This window comes from Natrialba magadii ATCC 43099, from assembly GCF_000025625.1.
Lineage (GTDB): Archaea > Halobacteriota > Halobacteria > Halobacteriales > Natrialbaceae > Natrialba > Natrialba magadii.
On sequence record NC_013922.1, the window covers coordinates 1,919,150 to 1,938,679 of the forward strand.

Annotated in this window: 16 protein-coding genes and 1 pseudogene; 11 read left to right on the plus strand and 6 right to left on the minus strand. The window is 58.1% G+C overall.

All coding sequences use genetic code 11. The features are described 5' to 3' along the window. Positions 1–986 precede the first annotated feature (986 nt). The 7 genes and pseudogenes from NMAG_RS20900 (at position 987) to NMAG_RS22070 (ending at position 6,678) form a co-directional block, all read left to right on the plus strand. Positions 987–1,397 (plus strand): hypothetical protein, encoded by a 411-nt coding sequence (locus NMAG_RS20900; RefSeq protein WP_004267555.1) that lies wholly within the window; start codon positions 987–989, stop codon positions 1,395–1,397. 65 nt (positions 1,398–1,462) lie between these two features. After that, positions 1,463–1,633, plus strand: coding sequence for a hypothetical protein (locus NMAG_RS22065; RefSeq protein ID WP_012996594.1), 171 nt, complete (start codon positions 1,463–1,465; stop codon positions 1,631–1,633). A 1-nt stretch (position 1,634) separates the two neighbouring features. Continuing rightward, positions 1,635–2,432 carry a hypothetical protein gene (locus tag NMAG_RS21595; RefSeq protein ID WP_148221906.1) on the plus strand — a complete coding sequence of 266 codons (798 nt, stop codon included), beginning with the start codon at positions 1,635–1,637 and terminating at the stop codon, positions 2,430–2,432. 658 nt (positions 2,433–3,090) lie between these two features. Beyond that, positions 3,091–3,769, plus strand: a pseudogene (locus tag NMAG_RS20905) (IS6 family transposase). A gap of 49 nt (positions 3,770–3,818) precedes the next feature. Then, positions 3,819–4,259: a phosphoribosyl-AMP cyclohydrolase gene (gene hisI / locus NMAG_RS09070; protein WP_012996596.1), complete on the plus strand. Its 441-nt coding sequence runs from the start codon at positions 3,819–3,821 to the stop codon at positions 4,257–4,259. Between the two features lie 8 nt (positions 4,260–4,267). Beyond that, positions 4,268–5,470: a DUF7118 family protein gene (locus NMAG_RS09075; protein WP_004267553.1), complete on the plus strand. Its 1,203-nt coding sequence runs from the start codon at positions 4,268–4,270 to the stop codon at positions 5,468–5,470. A 554-nt stretch (positions 5,471–6,024) separates the two neighbouring features. Then, a complete protein-coding gene (locus tag NMAG_RS22070) occupies positions 6,025–6,678 on the plus strand; it encodes a hypothetical protein (protein WP_191219356.1) in 654 nt (217 codons plus the stop codon). Between the two features lie 514 nt (positions 6,679–7,192). Here NMAG_RS22070 and NMAG_RS09085 read toward each other — a convergent pair. Next, positions 7,193–8,482 carry a polysaccharide deacetylase family protein gene (locus tag NMAG_RS09085; protein ID WP_004267551.1) on the minus strand — a complete coding sequence of 430 codons (1,290 nt, stop codon included), beginning with the start codon at positions 8,480–8,482 and terminating at the stop codon, positions 7,193–7,195. Positions 8,483–8,869: 387 nt separating this feature from the next. On the opposite strand from NMAG_RS09085, the gene NMAG_RS09090 reads away from it, so the two are divergent. The 3 genes from NMAG_RS09090 (at position 8,870) to NMAG_RS09095 (ending at position 10,665) form a co-directional block, all read left to right on the plus strand. After that, the gene (locus tag NMAG_RS09090; protein ID WP_004267550.1) at positions 8,870–9,580 is read left to right on the plus strand and encodes a CatB-related O-acetyltransferase; all 711 of its coding nucleotides are present in this window, start codon (positions 8,870–8,872) and stop codon (positions 9,578–9,580) included. 363 nt (positions 9,581–9,943) lie between these two features. Continuing rightward, the gene (locus NMAG_RS21600; protein ID WP_012996599.1) at positions 9,944–10,138 is read left to right on the plus strand and encodes a hypothetical protein; all 195 of its coding nucleotides are present in this window, start codon (positions 9,944–9,946) and stop codon (positions 10,136–10,138) included. Between the two features lie 11 nt (positions 10,139–10,149). Beyond that, on the plus strand, positions 10,150–10,665 hold the full coding sequence (locus NMAG_RS09095; protein ID WP_004267549.1) for a hypothetical protein: 516 nt from the start codon (positions 10,150–10,152) through the stop codon (positions 10,663–10,665). Here NMAG_RS09095 and NMAG_RS09100 read toward each other — a convergent pair. The 5 genes from NMAG_RS09100 to alaS all read right to left on the minus strand — a co-directional run bounded on the left by NMAG_RS09100 (position 10,650) and on the right by alaS (position 16,786). Beyond that, positions 10,650–11,861: an AMP-binding protein gene (locus NMAG_RS09100; protein WP_191219377.1), complete on the minus strand. Its 1,212-nt coding sequence runs from the start codon at positions 11,859–11,861 to the stop codon at positions 10,650–10,652. The genes NMAG_RS09095 and NMAG_RS09100 overlap by 16 nt on opposite strands. A 289-nt stretch (positions 11,862–12,150) precedes the next feature. Next, positions 12,151–12,948, minus strand: coding sequence for an alpha/beta fold hydrolase (locus tag NMAG_RS09105; RefSeq protein WP_004267547.1), 798 nt, complete (start codon positions 12,946–12,948; stop codon positions 12,151–12,153). A gap of 74 nt (positions 12,949–13,022) precedes the next feature. After that, positions 13,023–13,535 carry a DUF3368 domain-containing protein gene (locus NMAG_RS09110; protein WP_004267546.1) on the minus strand — a complete coding sequence of 171 codons (513 nt, stop codon included), beginning with the start codon at positions 13,533–13,535 and terminating at the stop codon, positions 13,023–13,025. Then, positions 13,536–13,826: a UPF0175 family protein gene (locus NMAG_RS09115; RefSeq protein ID WP_004267545.1), complete on the minus strand. Its 291-nt coding sequence runs from the start codon at positions 13,824–13,826 to the stop codon at positions 13,536–13,538. Between the two features lie 179 nt (positions 13,827–14,005). Then, on the minus strand, positions 14,006–16,786 hold the full coding sequence (gene alaS / locus NMAG_RS09120) for an alanine--tRNA ligase (RefSeq protein ID WP_004267544.1): 2,781 nt from the start codon (positions 16,784–16,786) through the stop codon (positions 14,006–14,008). A gap of 309 nt (positions 16,787–17,095) precedes the next feature. On the opposite strand from alaS, the gene NMAG_RS09125 reads away from it, so the two are divergent. After that, a complete protein-coding gene (locus NMAG_RS09125) occupies positions 17,096–19,528 on the plus strand; it encodes a PAS domain-containing protein (RefSeq protein ID WP_012996600.1) in 2,433 nt (810 codons plus the stop codon). Positions 19,529–19,530 lie beyond the last annotated feature (2 nt).

Here is a 19,530-nt window from a genome sequence, read left to right on the forward strand (position 1 = left end):
ACTGAGTGGGAGAACAACCCAAACATAACCTTTCAGATATTCTTAGCCAGGCTTGCGTAGGATTCTACGGTGAAAGTGGAAAGTCAAAGACTAGCTGTAAGTTTATTTCTCAAACCCCTCGATACGACTCTCGTATGTATTCACGTGTACGGTTCCGTCGACGCATTTGCCTTCCACGTAACTAACTGCTTCTTTCAGATGGTCTGTGTTTTCTCTTAGTAGATCGTAAGTACGAAATCTTCGGGGTAGACCGTCAGCGACTTCACCCCGTAGCTGTCGACGAAGAGCCGCACGGTTGATTTGCCAGCAGGTTTTGAGGGAACAATGTGTCACCGATCGCTGCCTCGCTCGACGTGGATGAACAGCGGTGGTTTGTCTTCGTCATAATCCTTCGTCGACGTTTCGAAAGAACATATGAACCCAACGATTAGTTATACTCGCAATCTGCCTTACCAACGCAGAGGAACTCATTGACCACAACCAGGTTAACATGATTAGTTCGAGATGCGTCAAGTGTTCTGGCAAACCGCTCAACGCTCCGCTGCAGCGTTTGTACGAAGCATCGATTCCAGCTTCTAACTGGCAGATACTCGTGCCAAATCAGAGTAACAAGTAGAACACGAATAACAGCTTACTGGGCTCATTTCCGCGTGCGCGAGCATTAATATTATGCTTGTCGTTGAACCATCACCCACAATCCTTGTGGTGATACCGCAAACACTCTCGACAGCCACCATACTTGATTACGATTCAGTCCGGAGTTCAGACATTAAAGGTCCTCGTACTAGCGACCCGGCTATTTGATTCGAATCTCTGTCTCCAGGATTAAAATCGTTTGGGAGAATATAGCCGAGAGGTGTTGATGAATCACTCCTGTCGCTACGTCTTCACAGCGGCAGTTCTGAACAACAAATAATCTACTTCTGAGGATACCATAACAATACCGAAAGTATTATTACCTAACTAATAGTAGGTTTCATTTGTATATGAGAGTCAAAATAAATAGGCGAGACATACTGCAAGCAACTGCATTAGTCGGCGTATCTAATATCGCTGGTGTAGGACTGAGTGCAGCCGAAAAAGACATTGAAACAGAAGAGTTGGGTACAATACATTATAGCGAGATGGGGATTACATTTGATTGCGACCTAATTCCAAACACAGTTGCATGTTACGGCCCCAGTTATGAATTTACAGAGGATTATGAAGAAATGATTGTACCGATGGCCTCTAAAGAGGATGTGAGAGTCGTCAAAAAATCAGATGAAGTGGTGAATTTTAGGAATTTGTTAGAATTACCAACAAGTGACACAAGACGGAAAACACGGTCTGTACCGCTGGCATTAAATAAACAAAAAATCCGATATCGTTCGGTCAGGCCAGACACCCAATATTAATACCAGCGATTCGAGCGGATGCCACGAGTAGCGATTCAATTAGGGTCTCAGTTGGATCCAAGAACATGGAGGTTGCTGAAGGGGAGACTAATAAACTCAATCTCAGCACTCAATCAATTACTGCTGCGGCGACTGGCGAATTAAACCGACCAGTAGAGATGAAAGCGACTCCGGTAGTTGAGTTGGTGAACCACGGTGTCGTTACCGTTAAAGCGGCAAAAATACTTGATGAATAACATGACACAGTCATTGAATATTTTCCTTTGGCACCACGGTGGTCACACCAGTGAATCGGAACTTGGTACCGCAAGTGAGGCGATTGAGCAGTTAGACAACCAATTAGATTTCTATGATATCCACATTATAAATTCAGATTGGTTTCGCACGCCTTATTCAGGTGTAAGCGATGCCGATAATCCGAGCGAGCTCCTAGATGACTTTGCGGAGCATGTGAAAGATAATTATCCAGAAGACATTCATTCACATCACATTCACCTGCTTGTATTCAAGCACACCGGTATCTCTTCAGGTTTTAACATCGGTGCTGGAGTAGGCCGTCAAGCAGTTGGGGATAATTTGGGAACGGATGAGTTTGAGAATCAAGGGACAGTTGCAGCCGCAAACGCCTACACTGAAATATATGGTAGTATAGTATATGGAGAAGGTGAACAAACGTTCAAGAACACAGTTATTCATGAAATAGTCCATACTTTAACCAAGCATGACCTCGAATACTATTCGGCCCCTGGCGAGGATTGCATGAGTGGTGCTAATACCGATCATTCCTTTGGCCAAATCGATGCTAATGGTTCGGTTTCGCCCATGGTCACCTGGTACACAGGTGAATCAGATCCGGGAGTTAGTGATAAACCATGTGAGCTCTGTTTTGATTTATCAGCTCCTGAAACACTCAGCTCAGAACTGACTTTTTGTGCAGAGTCTACTATAATGGATCATGAAGAAGAGATAGATTTCACTAACGGTGATAATGGTGGGGGAGATCCCTGGGAACCAACATCAGATAGTCACGATTGACTAGTACCTATCCCTTCGCTTTTTTGTATAGTTCGTATTCGTTAGTTCCTTCTTCAGGTGCCATAGCGAGATATTCACTGCCATCTGTTGGTCTACAGTTGCTGGAAGAACTATCTCGTTGTCCAGACAATCACAGGAAAAATTCTGAGTTAGTCAGTCGTCTCACACTCAGCACAGCCAGCAGTCCCAACTGAGGCAACCGTAATGAACTGAGTAATTTCTACAATTCAGATCTATTGTAGCCAATAGATTGTTGAATCCTTTGTCGTTGTTGGGAACCCGGTGAGGCGCTACCGCAAGTGAGTTGCATGTCAGGATACGACTCAACTGACGAAGCCCAGCACTGAACATGCGCTCTCCTATAATTCCGTCATTGTTGTCCCGGTTCACGGGCCCTGAGGCAGTCACTACTCCAGTAGTGTCAGGCCACCAATTCTAAGTTCAAAAAATCGTCTTGAGCACCGAGTTGAGCACAGCAGGGCGAATTAGTTCAACTGCCCATCAGTAGCACACAGTGGCAGGGGCACTGTTCAGATCAGAGTTTGAAAGAGTGAGACGGTGGAATTCGTGGTTCCTATGCCAAATTCGACCATCTCAGTGGCACGGGACTGTCTAGATGAGAGTTTGAGGAATGAGCAGATAGTGGCGAGAAGTGTCTATGCAACTCGCCAGCCTGCTCAAAGAGAGCTTAGATGTGAATTGTAATGAGTTTGGGAGAATAAGCGCACCGCGCACACCCTAACGGATGTTGGGGGGTGCCTGCGCTCAATGGAATTGTCAGTTCGGGAGGTGAGCTCAGTGTTCGAATCACTCGGTATTGACCTCTCTCACGACGCAATCTTGAACTTGACGAAAAAACTATCAGTTTCCCAGAACGACCCGTCGACGGCAAAGCCGTCGCGGGTCGCGGTCGGCGAGACACAGATTGAAGTTGACGGCGAAGAAAAGTGGCTGTACGCTGCGATCAACATAGAACCGAAGCTGCTGCTCGAAATCGACGTGTACAGCCGCCGCGAAACCGATCCCGCGGCGGCGTTCTTACACCGTCTCACCGAGAAACACGATATCGACGAGATAGAGTTTCTTGTCGACGCTGGTGGCTATCTGACTGCCCCCGTTCGTTACGACTTGATCGGTCACCTCAACTACAGCGACCGAAACTACATCGAAAAGTTGTTTCAGACGATCTCAATGCGAATTGGCCGCTTTCACTCCTTCTGGCGGGCAGTACAGCCAACGCACACCGCTGGCACAGGCGCTTCAGACACCACTATAACCACGATCGGCCGAATCAATCGCCTGATGGGCGTACACCAGCCGAGGAGGTGCTCAACTAGACAGTGCCGCGGCAAAAGACCTATCGCCCCAACGACCAACCCATCAGACATGGACGACAACGGCGACGTTGCGGTCGAGTTCGGCGAGGACGGCCTCGTCCCCGCGGTCGCACAGGACGCCGAGACAGGCGAGGTCCTCATGCTCGCCTACGTCTCCCCGGAGGCCCTAAAGCGCACGCGCGAAACCGGTCGCGCACACTACTACTCGCGCAGTCGGGACGAACTCTGGGAGAAGGGCGCGACGAGCGGCCACGTTCAGGACGTCCGCGAGGTGCGCGTTGACTGCGACGCCGACACGCTGCTCTATCTGGTCGACCAGGAGGGCGGCGCGTGTCACACCGGCCACCGCTCGTGTTTCTACCGCACCATCGACGGCGAGACGGTCGGCGAGGCCGTGTTCGATCCGGACGCAGTCTACGCGGACGGCGGAACGGTCGACGAGACGGCCCACGTCGACGAGCGTGACGAACCAACCACCGAATCCGAGTAACCCAGCCGATGAGTGAACGCGTCCACAACACCCACGACCACAACGCCGCTGACGACACCGAGACCGACCGTCGGGACGGCCACGACCAGCTCGACTCCGCACAACTCGACGACCTCGAGGCCGCCCGCGACCGATTCGAACGCGCAACCCAGCGCATCGAGGACCACGGCGGAGACGCCGTCCACGAGGCCGCAGCCGCCTACCGCGACGCCGACGAACTGCTCACCCAGTACGTCGACCGCGCGACCGGCACCGGCCGCGAGAACTTCAAGGCCTACGTCGAACTCGAGGGCAAGTTCTCCACGCTCGTCGAGAACCTCCCCGACGATCTGAAGGGGCGGTCGGCGTTCGACGACGCGCTGGATGCCATCGACAAACGCCGGCTCAGCGAGTCCGACTTCGAGCGCGCCCACGACGCACTCGAGCCCGCCGCACAGTACGCCGAACTGCTCGACGAACGCGAGGCCGCCCGCGAGGCGATCGACGACGCCCGCACCGCAGCCGCCAAGCGCCGGCGCGAGCTCGAACGCGAAATCAGCGACCACGAACGGCTGCTCGAACTCGGCACCGCCGACATCGACGCGCCGGTCGAACGACTGCGAGAGCCGGTCGAGGCCTACAACGATGCGATCCGCGAGGCGTTCACCGAGTACCGACTCGAGACGCCCGCTCGCGAAGTGTTCGCCCTCGTCGAGCGTAGTCAGTGGTACCCGTTCGTCGGCTTCAGACAGCCACCGGCAGATCTCAAAGCGTACATCGAAGAGAGTTCCGACGGCGAGTATTCGATCCCGAAGCTACTCGAGTTCGCCGACTACTCACACTCGAAGCTCGAGCACTACGTGGAGGATGCGGACGTGCTCAAGCGCCGTGTCGCGACCCAGCAGACGTATCTGGACGGGATCGATGCCGAGGCGTTGACGATCGACTGGCCGCCCGAACCTGCGGGGGCACTCGAGCGCCGTGTTCGAGAGTACCGGCCGTTCGTCGCCCGCGTGGCTGACGAGGAGACGGTCACACAGCTTCGCGAGATTCGTCTGCGGACGTACGACGATGAGTACGACCGGCTCCAGACGGCCGCCCAGGCGGTCGAACAGCTTACTTCCGAGGAGCGCAAGCGACTCGCAAACGGTGCGCTCGCCGACGACCTCGACTCTCTGCGCGCAGAAAAGGCGGCACTCGAGTCGGCGCTGGATGTTGACGATCCGGTGTAGGGTGTGGGATCGTTCTGATTTGGGAGTGGTTTCGGTTTGGTATTGGGATCGATAGCAGCAGTAGCGAAGTGCAGGGGACAGCGGTGAATACAAAGAATGAAAGCAACACGATAATTTCGTTTGTTCACATCATGTAGTAAGCAACAAACTACTACCATGAGGGTTGAACAGTAACTGTCGAAAAGTATCTAACTCATTTCTCCACTATCTTTATCTTGCTTTTGAGACTGCCACCAACTAATAGCCCAGTTTGGAGAGACAGTATTACTGCTGCAACAAGCAGGAGCCCCATTACAAAGAAATTAACCTCTTCTTAGTATACCATAGAGGTTATTCTAATTTCTATGTCTTTAAAATACGTTCTCTCATAGTAATAATTATACACCCCCATATAGTATTGGAATATGGAGTTACAATGAATAAGAGATTCAGCCAAAGTCGTCGACGGACGTTAACACAAATTGGCACAGGCGCTGCTGCACTTGGGTTGGTTGGTTGGTAGTGTTAGTGCAGACGCTTCCAGTTCTGACTCACTGACGGAACTTGATTCCCAGGTGCTTGACGCTTACGCCGATAAAGGAGAAGATGGTCTCCATGAGGTCATGAAGGAAACAGGTTACAATTATAACGTCAGTACCTCTTCCAAAGATTTCAAGGTGGAAGATGATTCCGAAATCAGTCCAGATGTTCGATATAGTAAAGGGTCCTCAGATCTCACAGTCCACACTTTTGATGATCCTGAGGACGACGAGCGGATCCGGGTACAGGTCATTGTGAATTTAGAAGATACAACGGTATCTGCTGGATATCCTACATGGGCAGAAGACACCATTGCGGTCAGTTACAATGGTGACGATTGGACTAATGTAGGGGAGGCAAGTTTGAGGATAACACCTGATGAAGGAGGATCCATTGAACTCTTCCCTGGCTCAGTAGAAGATGGTGGACTTGCCGCCATTATTGATCTTGACTCGGTATATACCGACGCTACACAGAATGTTCTTCTTGCCCAGTCACTCCATAACCTTAGAGGGATCCCAGGGACAATTTATGGAAGTTATGTACATTCCTGGTCACCCAACCCAAGTAGTGTATCCGTTGATAGCGTTCAAGGAGGGGATGGTCCTGTTGAGGTTTCCTTTGATGGTAGGCTCGATAACGACTGGCAAATCACAGACGACGAAGATACTGATGAGCTCATAGACTGATCACAGACAGGAATCAATACATAGATGTACATTTAGATTTTTCATTCGATATGGATCAAAGGAACTGGTTTTTGGCTTTGATTGCATACTTGTTAGCAGCCATTGTTGTAGAAATGGATCCAGGAGGTTCCTTGCTGTACGAATTGTCAATATTAATTATACAATTTATCTTGGGAATATATATTATTACTTTCCCCATCTATATTTGGCTATCCAAATAGCAACTTTGATAGCGTATTTGAGTGCTTCTTTGCACAACCACTGCAATAATTCTCGCCAAAGCTCAAATGGTCGGAAATATTATACTGTCGGACAGAACTATTCGAAGATAGGTCGCGCTACTGTAGCCGTCACCTTGCGAAAATAGAGTTCAGGTTGAATCTCTAAGTTCGTACACACCACAGTCACCCAGTTTCGTTTGCACTCCAGTCACTCGGTTTCGTTCGTATTCACGAGACATCAGAAACGATGGCTCGTTCCCAAACGAAAACGATCGACGAACTGGGAGGACAGTTCAGTGCACGTACTCGTCGGCCATCTCCGCCGGCGTAATGACCTCCAGATCGCCGGCTTCGACGTGGGCATCGAGTTCTTCGAGCGTTTCTTCGAGGCCTTCGATCGCCTCCTCCTCCTCGAGTTGGTAGAACGCAAGCGACGTGATGCCGCCGTGGGTCGCCGTCCAGTCGAGTAGATCAGCCGCTTCGCCGGGCGCAGGGTTCGACACTGTCGAGCAGAGGTGTGGATTGCCGGCATAGCCCTGTGCCTGTGTTTGGCCGGCGAACGCGAGGTCGTAATTGTCCTGGACGAGTTCGTAGGCGGACTCGGTGTACTGCGAGCCAGGGAACGCGAAGAAGAGGCCGTCGTCGGCGTATCCCTCGTCCTCGAGCCAGTCGACCGGTTCGGTGATGTTCTCCTCCATTTCGTCCGGGCCGATATTTCTGACGTGCGTTCCGAAGTGTGAGTGGCTGCCGATCGTCCAGCCGTCGTTGGCGAGATCCGCAATCTGGTCTTCGGTGAGTCGGTCGCCTTCGACCGCCACGTCAGAACGGACGCGATCGGTTGGCACGAACGTGGTCGCCGGGAAGCCGTACTCGGAGACGCGCGGCAGCGCTTCGGAGTGGTGGTTCTCGTAGCCGCCGTGGAACTGGAGCATCACTTTGCCAGCGTTTGGCTTCTGGACGAAGTGGAAGTCGTCGACCCACATCCGGCTGTCCTCGTCGCCATCGTCGTCACCGTCGCCGAACCAGCGGATAATCTGCAAGACCATGATCTCACTCAGGTCCGGTTCACCGCGGACGCGTGTGAGCCCGAAGTTCTTGCGAGCCAACGGCATGTCCGACATCACCTGCTGGCTGTACTCGACGTAGTCACCATCTTCGTCCTGTAGTTGGATCAGAACGATACCGTCGTCGTCCGCGGTCATCGCGAGGCCCGGGACAACGTCCCGAATGTCGATTGGATCATCGAGCGAGCGCCGGGCCCGAATCTGGCCGTCTTCTGGATCCGGCGCGAGAATCATCGATTGCGAACCGTCGTACGACCGTTCGCTATCGGCGTCGATTGCGCCGATGTCCTGAAATGCCTCCCATTCGTCGATGGATTCGAAGTCGTCGAAGGTGCCGACCAGCCCGGATTCGCCGCCGCCGTCACCGCCGTTGCCATCGTCGTCACCGTTCCCGGTATCGGCATCGCCACCGTTCTCGTCGGTGGGGTCTTCATCGCTCTCTTCACCGCCCATACAGCCCGCGAGTGCGAGCCCAACGGCCGTAGCTGATGTCGTTGTGAGATACGTTCGTCGTTTCATCGGTGTACTACCGAGGCAATTCAGGAAGCCTGATTGTTATGTACGAGATAGTTCAAATCGGTCATCGCTACCGCAAGGGTTACCGATAGTAACCTGTGTGAACGACGTGACAGCGACAGGCTGTTTTCTCGGACGCCCGCGATGGGTTTCCCAGCCGATAGATGCAGACAGTTCTCGATCCGTGATTCACAGGCTACTCGTCAGAATTCGTGGGTGAACGTTTTCTCGCACCGATACGAGTGAGGCAGCCTCCAGCGCAAACGTCGTACTAGCCGAACTGGTCGTCGTGCCTACTGTCGGTAGGTTCGTGTTTCAACTGCACTCGAGTGATGACTCTCTGGCTGATGGAAATAACCTATATGTGATACGATGAGAAAGCACCGGTCCATGGCCCTCGATACCATCGTGGAACGGTCCCTGTCAGTGCTTGGGTATCCGTCCATCACCCACGGGCTGCTTAATCGACACGTCGATGCGGCTGCGCTCGACGTCGCGCCCTCGGCACGTATTTCGATGGGGTGTCTCCTTCGAGGGCACGTCACGCTCGAACCGCACGTCCGGTTGAGCCGCGGCTGCATCCTGAACGGCCCGATCGACGTCGGACGACGGACGAACTTCGAACCAGACTGCGACCTCGTCGGCGACATCGAGATCGGCAACTACTGTGCAATCGCCAGAGAGACGACGTTCCAGCAAACGAATCACGAAACGACGAAGCCCGCGATGCAGATCAGGTTGTACGACGAAGTCCTCGACAGCGAGCTCCCGCCAGCAGCAGACGGGCCGATCGAAGTCGGCAACGACGTCTGGATCGGAACGGACGCGACGATCCTCTCCGGCGTCACCATCGGTGACGGTGCGATTATCGGTGCCGGTGCCGTCGTGACAAGTGACGTCGACCCGTACGCCGTCGTCGCCGGCGTCCCAGCCAGACGAGTGAAGTGGCGATTTCCGAAAGAGACCCGGGAACAACTGCTCGAACTCGAGTGGTGGGAGTGGGACGAGGAGACGATACGCGAGCACCGCGACTTTTTCGAGCAGACGCTTCCCGACTCGCGTGGCGTACAGGAAGCGCTATCGGTTGAGACGACGAAGTAACAGGACAGATGAAGAAATCGGCGGGCCAGATCCACCGATGAGAACGGGGGAGACCCCCGAGAGCGATAGAGGGCCAAACACAACCACTCCCACGGCAGCGTCGTCGAGCATGCGGTATACGCCGGCCATCCGAACGAGGCAGGGAACGAGACAGGGGACGAGACAGGAGACGAGACAGGGGACGAGACAGGGAACGAGACAGGAAATTTTCACGGAGAGTCCCATAGAGGGGATGGATACAGACCATTGATGTTGTTTTTCTGGATGTCATGATCCTGTTTTTGAGGAGGATTCTGGCTTTTAGCTCAAAACCGATTTCATGTTACCCTAATAATTTAACACCTGTCATTCAAATATAGGTTAATGGAACGACAGGAGTTCATTGCATGCTCAACTCCGGAAATAATTGTAGCGATCTGTGTTGATGAATCTTCAGGTCCGTCCGAAAATGAAGAAGATACATCCTCTGACTCGGAAGAGTTGATCGAACTACAACACTCCTGGAAGTTCTGCAGTCCGACCTTCGCTCAGATGAAGAGCCGCTGGCTCTCGAGTTGACCGTAGAAAATGTGGGTGAAAACCCACTGGAATATGAAGAGCGGCGAAGTGCCTTGTTCTGGTTTGAAACAACGGATGATGAGGATTTCATCTTGTCACCACGTGACACCCTCTACGATGATGAATCGATATTCGAATATGATACAGATAGTGACCATTGGGTCCTCGATGAATATGGATCCGACATGACTTCCGATTATCAAGTCGGTTCGTTAGAGCCAGGCGACACCCATACGGAGACACTGTGGGTTGTCACGCCCTATAATGCAAACCCACCAGAAGAAACACCTGAAGAGCTACGTTTCACGGGAGAGTTCACTGTTTCCGAGACGGATGTGAATGGCCTAGAAGAAGGAGAGGACGAATCGTGGGAGTTCACTTTGGTGAGAAAAGAGGACGACCAATTCCACATCGCGGAGCGACTACTTGTCATCTATCGTGGGTTTCAACAGAGCCGTTTCTTCACATCCCGCCCCGTCCCGCCCTGTTCTGTCATGCTCAGGAACGTCCCTCACTCCAGCGCGTAGCGCCCATTCTCGTCTCGGTCGAACAACTGACCGGTATCGACCCATCGGCCGACTGGCTGACTCCCCGCCGTCTCCCCACCGCGGCGGCCGTCCGCGACGACCGGCCCCCGCACCTCGAGCGTCCCGCTCCCTGCACCCTCGACGGCGGCACCGTCCGACCCGACAAGTCGCACTCGACAGTCCAGAATCGGACGTCCGATACTCGCCGCCTCGGCAGCCTCATCTCTCCCGTCGCCGGCGTCAGTCCCCGCAAAACCACCGCTCGCAACGTCGCTTCCCGCGAGTATCATCGGGCACTCGAGTACCCCGTACACACGCGAGACTGGAATCCCACGGTTCCGGTACGGATCGAGGAGCGCCGGGTCGACCGTCGCATCCGGCAGCACACACCGGACGGGTTCCAGTGCGGCCGTGAACGCACTGTCCGCGTCGCCCGCCAGGTCCCGGAAGACGCTCGTCCGACCCGAGAGGTGGGTCGCGTTCTCGGCTGCCATCGCGGTCAGCGCATCGCCTGGATCGAACGCCCGGTCGAGCAACAGCCGACCGCCGGCGTACAGCACGGGGAGCGCCAGTCGAACGAGTCCGTCGGGTGCCGACAGCGGAGTCGGAATCGGTGCGACGGTGTCCTGCGTGAGTCCCCACGTCAGGACCGCCGCGATGCAGTTGGACTCGAGTGTCCGCGCAGAAAACGTAACGATTGGCTGCCCGTCGTCGCCGTGGAGGGCGAGCAGCGGCCCCGATGCATCGGAGTGGGCGCGCCAGCGCTCGGCGGGTTCGGCGTCCGCGAGGTCGGGCAGCGTCACCGAGCGGTCGAACGGAATCGAGCGGACGAGGTCGCGCTGGGCCGGTTCGGCGACGACGAGCGCAGGGTCGAGCACGTCGAACGGCCGCTCGACAGTTATCGGCGTGAGCAAGTGCGAGATTGGTGCGAGTGTTGCACCGAGACGGCGACACGCGAACAGCAGTGCGAGCGAAGTCACACGATTGCGCGAGACGAGACAGACGGTGTCGCCCGCCTCGATACCGAGTCCCCCGAGACGCGCACCGAACCAGTCTGCGAGCGTCGAGAGCCCGGCGTAGGTGAGCCGATCCTCGTGGATCGTCTCGGCCGGCGCATACAGCCGTTCTTCCGAGATGTCGACGACGGCAGTCCGATCCGGGAAACGTTCCGCTCGTTTCGCGAGCGAGAGGGTCACGAGGGTATCGACGACGTTCGCGGTCGTAATACGGGAGGGGTCATTCGCAAGCCGTCGGGTGACTGTGGGTCTGCAGACCGCGACTGGGACTGCAACTGCAACCGCGACTGGGACTGCAACTGCAACCGCGACTGGGACCGCAACTGCAACCGCGACTGGGACCGCAACTGCAACCGCGACTGGGACCGCAACTGCAACCGCGACTGGCAACTGGAACCGCAACTGCGACCGCGACTGGCAACTGGAACCGCAACTGCGACCGCGGTTACGGCTGGGACGACAGCGACAATCAGGACTTGGACTCGGACTCAGACTCCAGAAACCCGAGCAACCGATCGTTCACATCGCGTGACCGCTCAATAAACCCGAGATGACCGACGGACTCGAGTACCCCGAACTCACCACGAGGGAGTCCTCTCGCGAGCGCGCGACCAACGTCGGGGTCGACAAGCGAATCTTCGGTCCCGTGGAACACCCGCGTCGGCTGGGTCACCTCGACGAGCCAGTCCGTCGCGTCGAAGTCGTCGAGCGCTGCAACCTGTGCCTCCCAGCCCGCGCGGTCAGCATCGCCATCAGCTCGCCAGTCAATCATGCCCTCGACGGCCTTCGGCTGGGACGCGACGAAGTCAGCAGAGAGCACCGACTCGAGTGACTCCCGAATCGCGTCGCGGTCGTCCGGCGGGGCGAACAGCGACTCGAGAGAAAAGGCATCGCCGATGGCTGCCGTACCGAACAGCGAGAGCGTCTCGACGCGGGTCGTAGAGCGAGCGGCCGCAAGCGCGATCGCGCCGCCGAGGCCGCAGCCGACGAGGTGAGCGCTGCGGGCGTCGCAGTCTGTGAGGACCGCTTCGAGGTCGGCGACGAAATCAGACAGGTCGTATGGACCGGACGGCGCGTCCGAGCGGCCAGTGCCGCGAAGGTCCCAGACGATGGTCTCGAAGGGGCCGGTGAGCGCGGCGTGTTGCCAGCCCCAGAGCCAGCCGCCGAGACCGGCGTCGGAGATGAAGACGACGGGAGCGGTGTCGGCCGCGGCGTCGCCGTCGCGGGAGTAGTGCAGTGAGACGGAACCGTTCGACGCGGTGGGCATACTAGAAGTGAGTGGGTGGAGTAAGGCGACGGTTTCGGTTCCAGATTCGAGATGACAGATTTCGAGCTGGGAAACTACTCCTCGAACGACTCGAGCTTCCGAACGAGTTTTGCGTAGAGATTGGGTGCACAGTACCAACCAGCGTCGATCATCGCGTCGATAGTCTCGCGGGCAGTCGTGACTGAAATCCGACCTCGTTTCGCACACTGGAGCACGAGATACGCCGTGCCACGCGTCTGGATATCTTCGACCGCTGCAGCTCGACGGCCGGCGGCCTCGTCCATCACGGCAGTTGCGTCGATTGCTGCGGCACAGCCGAGCACTGCGATATCCGCGTCGCTCAGGGTCGGATTTTCTCGCAACCGATCAGTGAGTGGCGTCTCCTTGACCGGGACGACCTCGAGCGCCCCATCCTCGATACCCTGTTCGATCCGATGTGCGTCAGAATATCCCGCTTCGAGGCCGGCCGGGACGACTTCCTCGTAGACCGGTTCAGGAACGCGACAGCGGCCACTCAGATGTGAGAGGACGTACAACTGCTCGACCTTCGCGAGATAAATGAGCGGTGTTGCGTCGAAAACCCACATCTACAACTCGTCCAGATCCGCATCGAGATGATCGCTCGATACCCAGGAGATATCTCGCTCTTCGACGAGCGCGACAAACTCCCATTGGGACATCCCCGCGATTTCAGCGGCCTTCGAAACCGTAATCTCGCCGTCTTCGAGGCGGGCCAGTGCTTGCTCACGACGCCACTCGGCGAGTCCCTCGGCGAGCAGCTTTCGAACGGCCGTACTCCGGTCGAGGCGCTCTTCGGCGAGGTAGTCCTCGAGTTCGGCCTCGAGATCGTCCGGTACTCGAGTCGAAATCGTTCCCACGGAGTATACAATGTGTGCGTTGTATACAGGTCTTTCGCCGACGGTGTGAGAGTGAGTCACCACGCAGTAGCGAGCTAACACACGGTAGCCAGACTGTCGAACCAGAACAGGCCACAGAACAGAAACAGCGCGCAGGGAGAGAAAGAACGTGCAGGTAGTCGACCGCGCTCGCGCCGCGTTCAGGCGTCGAGTACCTGCCGCAACACGTCAGGTGCGTCCGCGAGTGCGTCGTCCAGGTCCTCGGTGTTCGGGCCGCCGCCCTGTGCGAAGTCCGGTGGACCGCCGCCACCGCCGCCGACGCGAGCGGCCAGTTCGCCGACCACTTCGCCAGCGTTGACGCCAACGTCGTCCGGAACGGCGACGACGAACGTCGCACCGCTTTCACCGCTGCCGAGAACCGCGATGCTGCCTTCGTCGACGATCGCACTCGCGGTCGCACGAAGTTCGTCCATGTCGGCGTCCAGTCGGTCGACGATTGCCGTCGTCTCGCCGACGTCGTACTCTTCGCCGCTGCCGCCACCGCCCGCGCGAGCCGCCGCGAGCTCCTCTGTCAGGTCCTCGATCTGCTTCCCCCGGGCTTTCCACTCCTCGAAGAAGCGTTCCGCGGTGTCTGGAACTTCCTCGGGCGAGACGTCCAAGATCTCGGCCGCCTCGTAGAGGGCGTCCTCGTTTTCCTGGGTGGACTCGAGTGCGGCGTCGCCAGCGGCGAAGGTGATGCGCTCGACGCCGTCCTGAACGCGCTCGGTGGTGAGGATCTTGATCGAGCCGATATCGCCGGTTCGGTTGACGTGAGTACCACCACAGGCCTGGACGTCGTCAGCAACGTGGATGAGGCGGATCTGTTCACCTGGTGGGATGCCACCCTGGTAGAGGTCGAAGCCGTGATCGGATTCGGCGTCGTGGCGGTCGGGCCACTCCTGGCTGACCGAGGTGTTCTCCATCACGAGGTCGTTCGCGACGCGTTCGATCGTCTTGACGTCCTCGCGGGAGATGCGGTCGTAGTGGCGCAGGTCGATTCGCGAGGAGTCGACGCCCTTCTGGGCGCCGGCCTGGCGGACGTGCTCACCGAGAACCTGCCGTGCGGCGTGGATGACGATGTGGGTCGCCGTGTGATGGCGCATCAGCTGTCGGCGACGGGTCGCATCGAGCTGGCCGTTGACGAACTCGCCCTTGCCGAGTTTGTCGTCCGTGCGGTGGAGGATGACGCCGTCCTCGCGCTGGACGTCGCGGACCTCGACGGTCGCGTCGTCGGTCGAGAGCGTCCCGGTGTCTGCGGGCTGGCCACCGCCCTCGGGGTAGAACATCGTCTGGTCGAGCACGATGTCGTAGCCCGACTCGCGTTCGAAGACATCGAGGACGACCGCCTCGAACTGGGTGCGCTGTTGGTCGTCGTAGTACAGCGTCTCCGTCTCGGGGAGGTCGGCGAATCGCTCGTCAGTCTCGTCTGTAGTCTTCTCGGCCGCCTCGGGCGTGTCGTGGCGCTCGGCAACGAGACTGTAGAAGTCGTCCGGCACGTCAACGTCCGCACCGGCCTCTGCGGCGATTTCCTCCACCATGTCGGGCTGGAGCCCGTGGGAGTCGTAGAGTTCGATCAGTTCGTCGGTCGGGATCGGCTCGCCCGTTTCGGCGTGCTCCTCGGCGAGGGATTCGACGCGTCGACTGCCGCGTTCGAGCGTCTCGCGGTACTTCTCGACCTCGGTGCGGACGATGTCGCGGATCGTATCGCGGTTCTCGTACTCGAGACGGTCGGCCTGCATGTCAACGAGTTCGTCGAGCGGCGCGTCGACGCCGACGGTGTCACAGAGGCGTTTCGTTCGACGGAGAACCATCCGTGCGAGATAGCCCGTGCCGACGTTCGAGGGGACGATGCCGTCGCCGAGCATGTACGCGAGCGTCCGGCAGTGGTCTGCGATGGCGTAGATGTCCTCGAGTGGCTCCATCAGGGACTCGAGTTCCGCGGCGTCGACGGCGAGTTCGGTCGCGATTTCGCCGCGGGCGGTTTCCATGTCTTCGGCCTCGTCGATGTCCATGTGGCCCGCAAGTTTGGCGGCGCGGTGGATGAGCGCCTCCTCGTCCTCGGTGTGCTCGATCCCCGCGTTGTCCTTTAAGAACTCGATCATGTCGGGGTAGACCGCCTCGTAGACGGTCGGCGTCCCCTGGGACACCCAGGTCCACCGTTCGAGGCCGTAGCCGGTGTCGACGATGTAGGTGTCCATCGGGGTGTAGCGGTTCCCGTCTTTCATCTCGTACTCGCCCTCGGTGTCTTGTTCCATCGACATGAAGACCAGCGTGGCGAGTTCGACGCCGCGGTAGATGACCTCGATTGCGGGACCGGCGTTGCCGCCGCCGACCCACGGATCCTCGATGTAGATGACTTCCTCGAGGTCGACGCCCATCGAGTCGAAGAACTCGTCGCAGAGTTCAACGGTGCGGTCCTTCCAGTAGACCTCGCCCTGGTAGGCGTACTGCTCGGGGTCGTCTAAGTCCTCGCGCGCGTTGAACGCGTGATGGGCCATCATCTCGAAGGCCATCGTGTGGCGGCCGGTCTTGCCGACGTTGTCGATGTCCTGCATCCGGATGCAGGGCTGGGAGACGGTAAGCGGGTTCGCCGGCGGTGGCGTTTCACCGCTCGTGACGAGCGGCTGGAAGTCGTAGATCGACGCCTGGGTCAGCAGGACGTCGTCGCGCCAGCGGTTGGCCGCGACCGGATACGGGTCGATCCGCTCGTGGTCGTGTGCTTCGAAGAACGAGAGGAACTGCTCTCGCATCTCCGAGAGGTTGTACGCCTCGTCGAAGCCGGGGTTCTCGATGAAGTCGTACTCCTCGCAGGGCGGTTCCCCACAGGTTTCCCGCTCGTGGTCGCGCGTCCAGAAGTGTGCGCCACAGGAGGGACACTCCTTCCGGACGAACCCCTCCGTCTCGAAATACTCGAGACGGTACTCCTCCTCAAGTTGGCTCATTATACACGTGTTGGCCATGCAGGGCGTAAAACAGTTCCGCAACGCTCACTACGCGAGAATATACCCACTCACCCACCCAATCTCCCACTGTTTGTTCCCAGCACAGACAGTTCAATTACAGATACTGTTACATGGATATTGTCGGGCAAGAGATGAATTATCCCGCGACAGTCTGGTTCTGAAGCCACAAGGGTAGTCAACCGAAACCTGTCGAAGTGATTGATAGTCACAATATCGGTACACGCAGCAGAATCTTTATCGTCGTGATACAGACAGTACGAATAGACGACGAGTCAGCGCCAGGGTACGATGACGAACGCGACACCACGACAGCGGCCCCAGACGATCCTCTACGTCGCCGCGTCCGACGACGCGGCCCGTGATGGAGCGGCGGCACTACAGCGCGTGTCGTCGGGTCCCGAGCGGGCCGTTCGTCCCACGACCTCTGTCGATCGGGTCGAAAGCTGGGCCGCAAACGTCGACTGCGTCGTGTTCGCCGAGACGCCGACGACGCCCGACGGCGCACACCTCCTCGAGGTTGCAGACGCCTGCGGACAGACACCACTCGTCCTGTTCACCGAGAGCGGCTACGGCGCGACGGCCGCACGCTCGACCGACGGCATCGACGGCTACGTCCGACGCGATACCGACGACGCCGTCTCACACCTCGCGGACGAGATTACCTGGCTGTGTTACGGCTCCGGCAGCGAAACCGCTGATACGAGCACTCACTCGACTGGCGAAACCGCTGATACGAGCACTCACTCGACTGGCGAAACCGCTGATACGAGCACTCACTCGACTGGCGAAACCGCTGATACGAGCACTCACTCGACTGGCGAAACCGATGACACCGTCGCCAACGACGACGCACTGCTCGCCGGCACCGCCGACCTACTCACCTGCCGCGACCGCGACCGGCTACTCGAGTCCCTCGTCTCACTCACAGCCGACTGGCTCGCGGGTGAGCGATGCTGGATCTCGACGGTCAACTTCGGCGAACTGGTGCCACAGGCGACCGCGTCGGGAGTCGACGCGGATGCGATCGAGTCGATGCCAACGAACGGGCCGATCGGAGCGACCCTTCGAGCAGGCGAGTCGTACGTCGTGTCCGACGTTACAGACGACGCAGCGATCGAACCGCCGGTTGCAGATGCCCGCTCGCTATGTAGTGTGCCGATCGACGACCTCGGGGTGCTGGTCGTCGCGAGTGAGACGCCAGAACGGTTCGAGAGCGGGAACAGCGACGCAAGCGATGCGGGGGAGCGCGCGGACACCGCCACCGCCACCGCCACCGCTACCGCCACCGACGAAACCGACACGACACCCACGACCGTCGACCGACTCGAGTCCCTCTGTGAAATCGCAACCGCAGTCCTCGAACGAAATCGGGCCGAAGCGCGTCTGGCAGCTGAACGAGACCGACTCGAGACGGCCCGCGACGAAGTCGCGAGCGAGCGGGACCGTCTCGCGGAAGAACAGACGGTTATCGGGGAGGCTGCCGAGCAACTCGCGGCTGAACGCGACCGGTTCCGGGCGGCGTTCGCCGCCGCGCCGCTGCCGGCGTTGCGGTACGAACTCGAGGCCGGGCCCGAAACCGATGGGGACGCCGAGGCCGTCATTACCGACGTCAACGCCGCCTTCGAAACCACGTTCGGCGACAACCGCGAAGCCCTCCGCGGCCGCTCCGTCCAGGAGTACACCATTCCCTCCGGCCTGAGCGAGCGTGCAACCGCACTCACTACCGCATTGCACGCCGGCGAACGGCGGGTACTCGAGTGCCGTCGGGAGACGGTTGTGGGTGTGCGGGAGTTCGAGGTGACGGTGGTGCCGCCGGATAGCAATAGCGAAACCAGGCAAGCTACCGACGAAAACACGCCTGCAAGCGCCCAGACCGGGGTCCTTTACTACGTAGACCGCTCCGAACAGAGCGAGACGGAACGAGAGCTCACGGCGACTCGACGGCGACTCGATGCCATCGCGACCATGCTCGAAGACGAGGTACAGACGCCGCTCAACGTCGCTCGGGGCTACCTCGAACTCGTCGAGAAGACCGGCGATGCCGAGCACTTCGAGGTGATTGACGACGCCCACCTGCAGTTGACGGACCACGTCGAGTCGCTGTACGACCTCGCAGCGAGCGACGACGTGCTCGCCGAAACCGAGCCCGTCGCGATTCACGACGTGGCTCGACGCGCCTGGATCACCGTCGACACCGGTACGGCAGCACTCAACACCGAATCGACGCTCGTCCTCGAGGCCGACCGAACGCGACTACGAGAGCTGTTCGAACTCGTGATACGACTCGTACTGGCAGATAGCCGCATGGTCGACCGGGCGGGCAACAGACCGACACCGGCCGCGAGAGTCACCGTCGGCGCGACGGACGACGGCTTCTACGTTGCTCGTGATGGGTCATCGGCGACGAGTGCTGGCGACGACTCAGTGAGCGAAGCGAGGGGAGAAGGAAAGGTGGACTCGAGTGTCGCCGACGAGACGGCGGCTGCGGCGAACGCGGATGCGCAGTCAGAATCGGTATCGGCACCGACACCCCAATCTGCGGAAACGGAACCACAACTCGCCGCTTCAGCAGAGACCGATGCGGAAACTGCAGACGATTTAGAGGGTGCCCGCGAGCGCATCGAACAGATTGCCGATGCTCACGGCTGGGATGTCGGTATTGCGGCGGACAACGAGCGTTCGGCGTTTGCATTCCGTGGTATCGACTCGGTTGAGCTGTGATC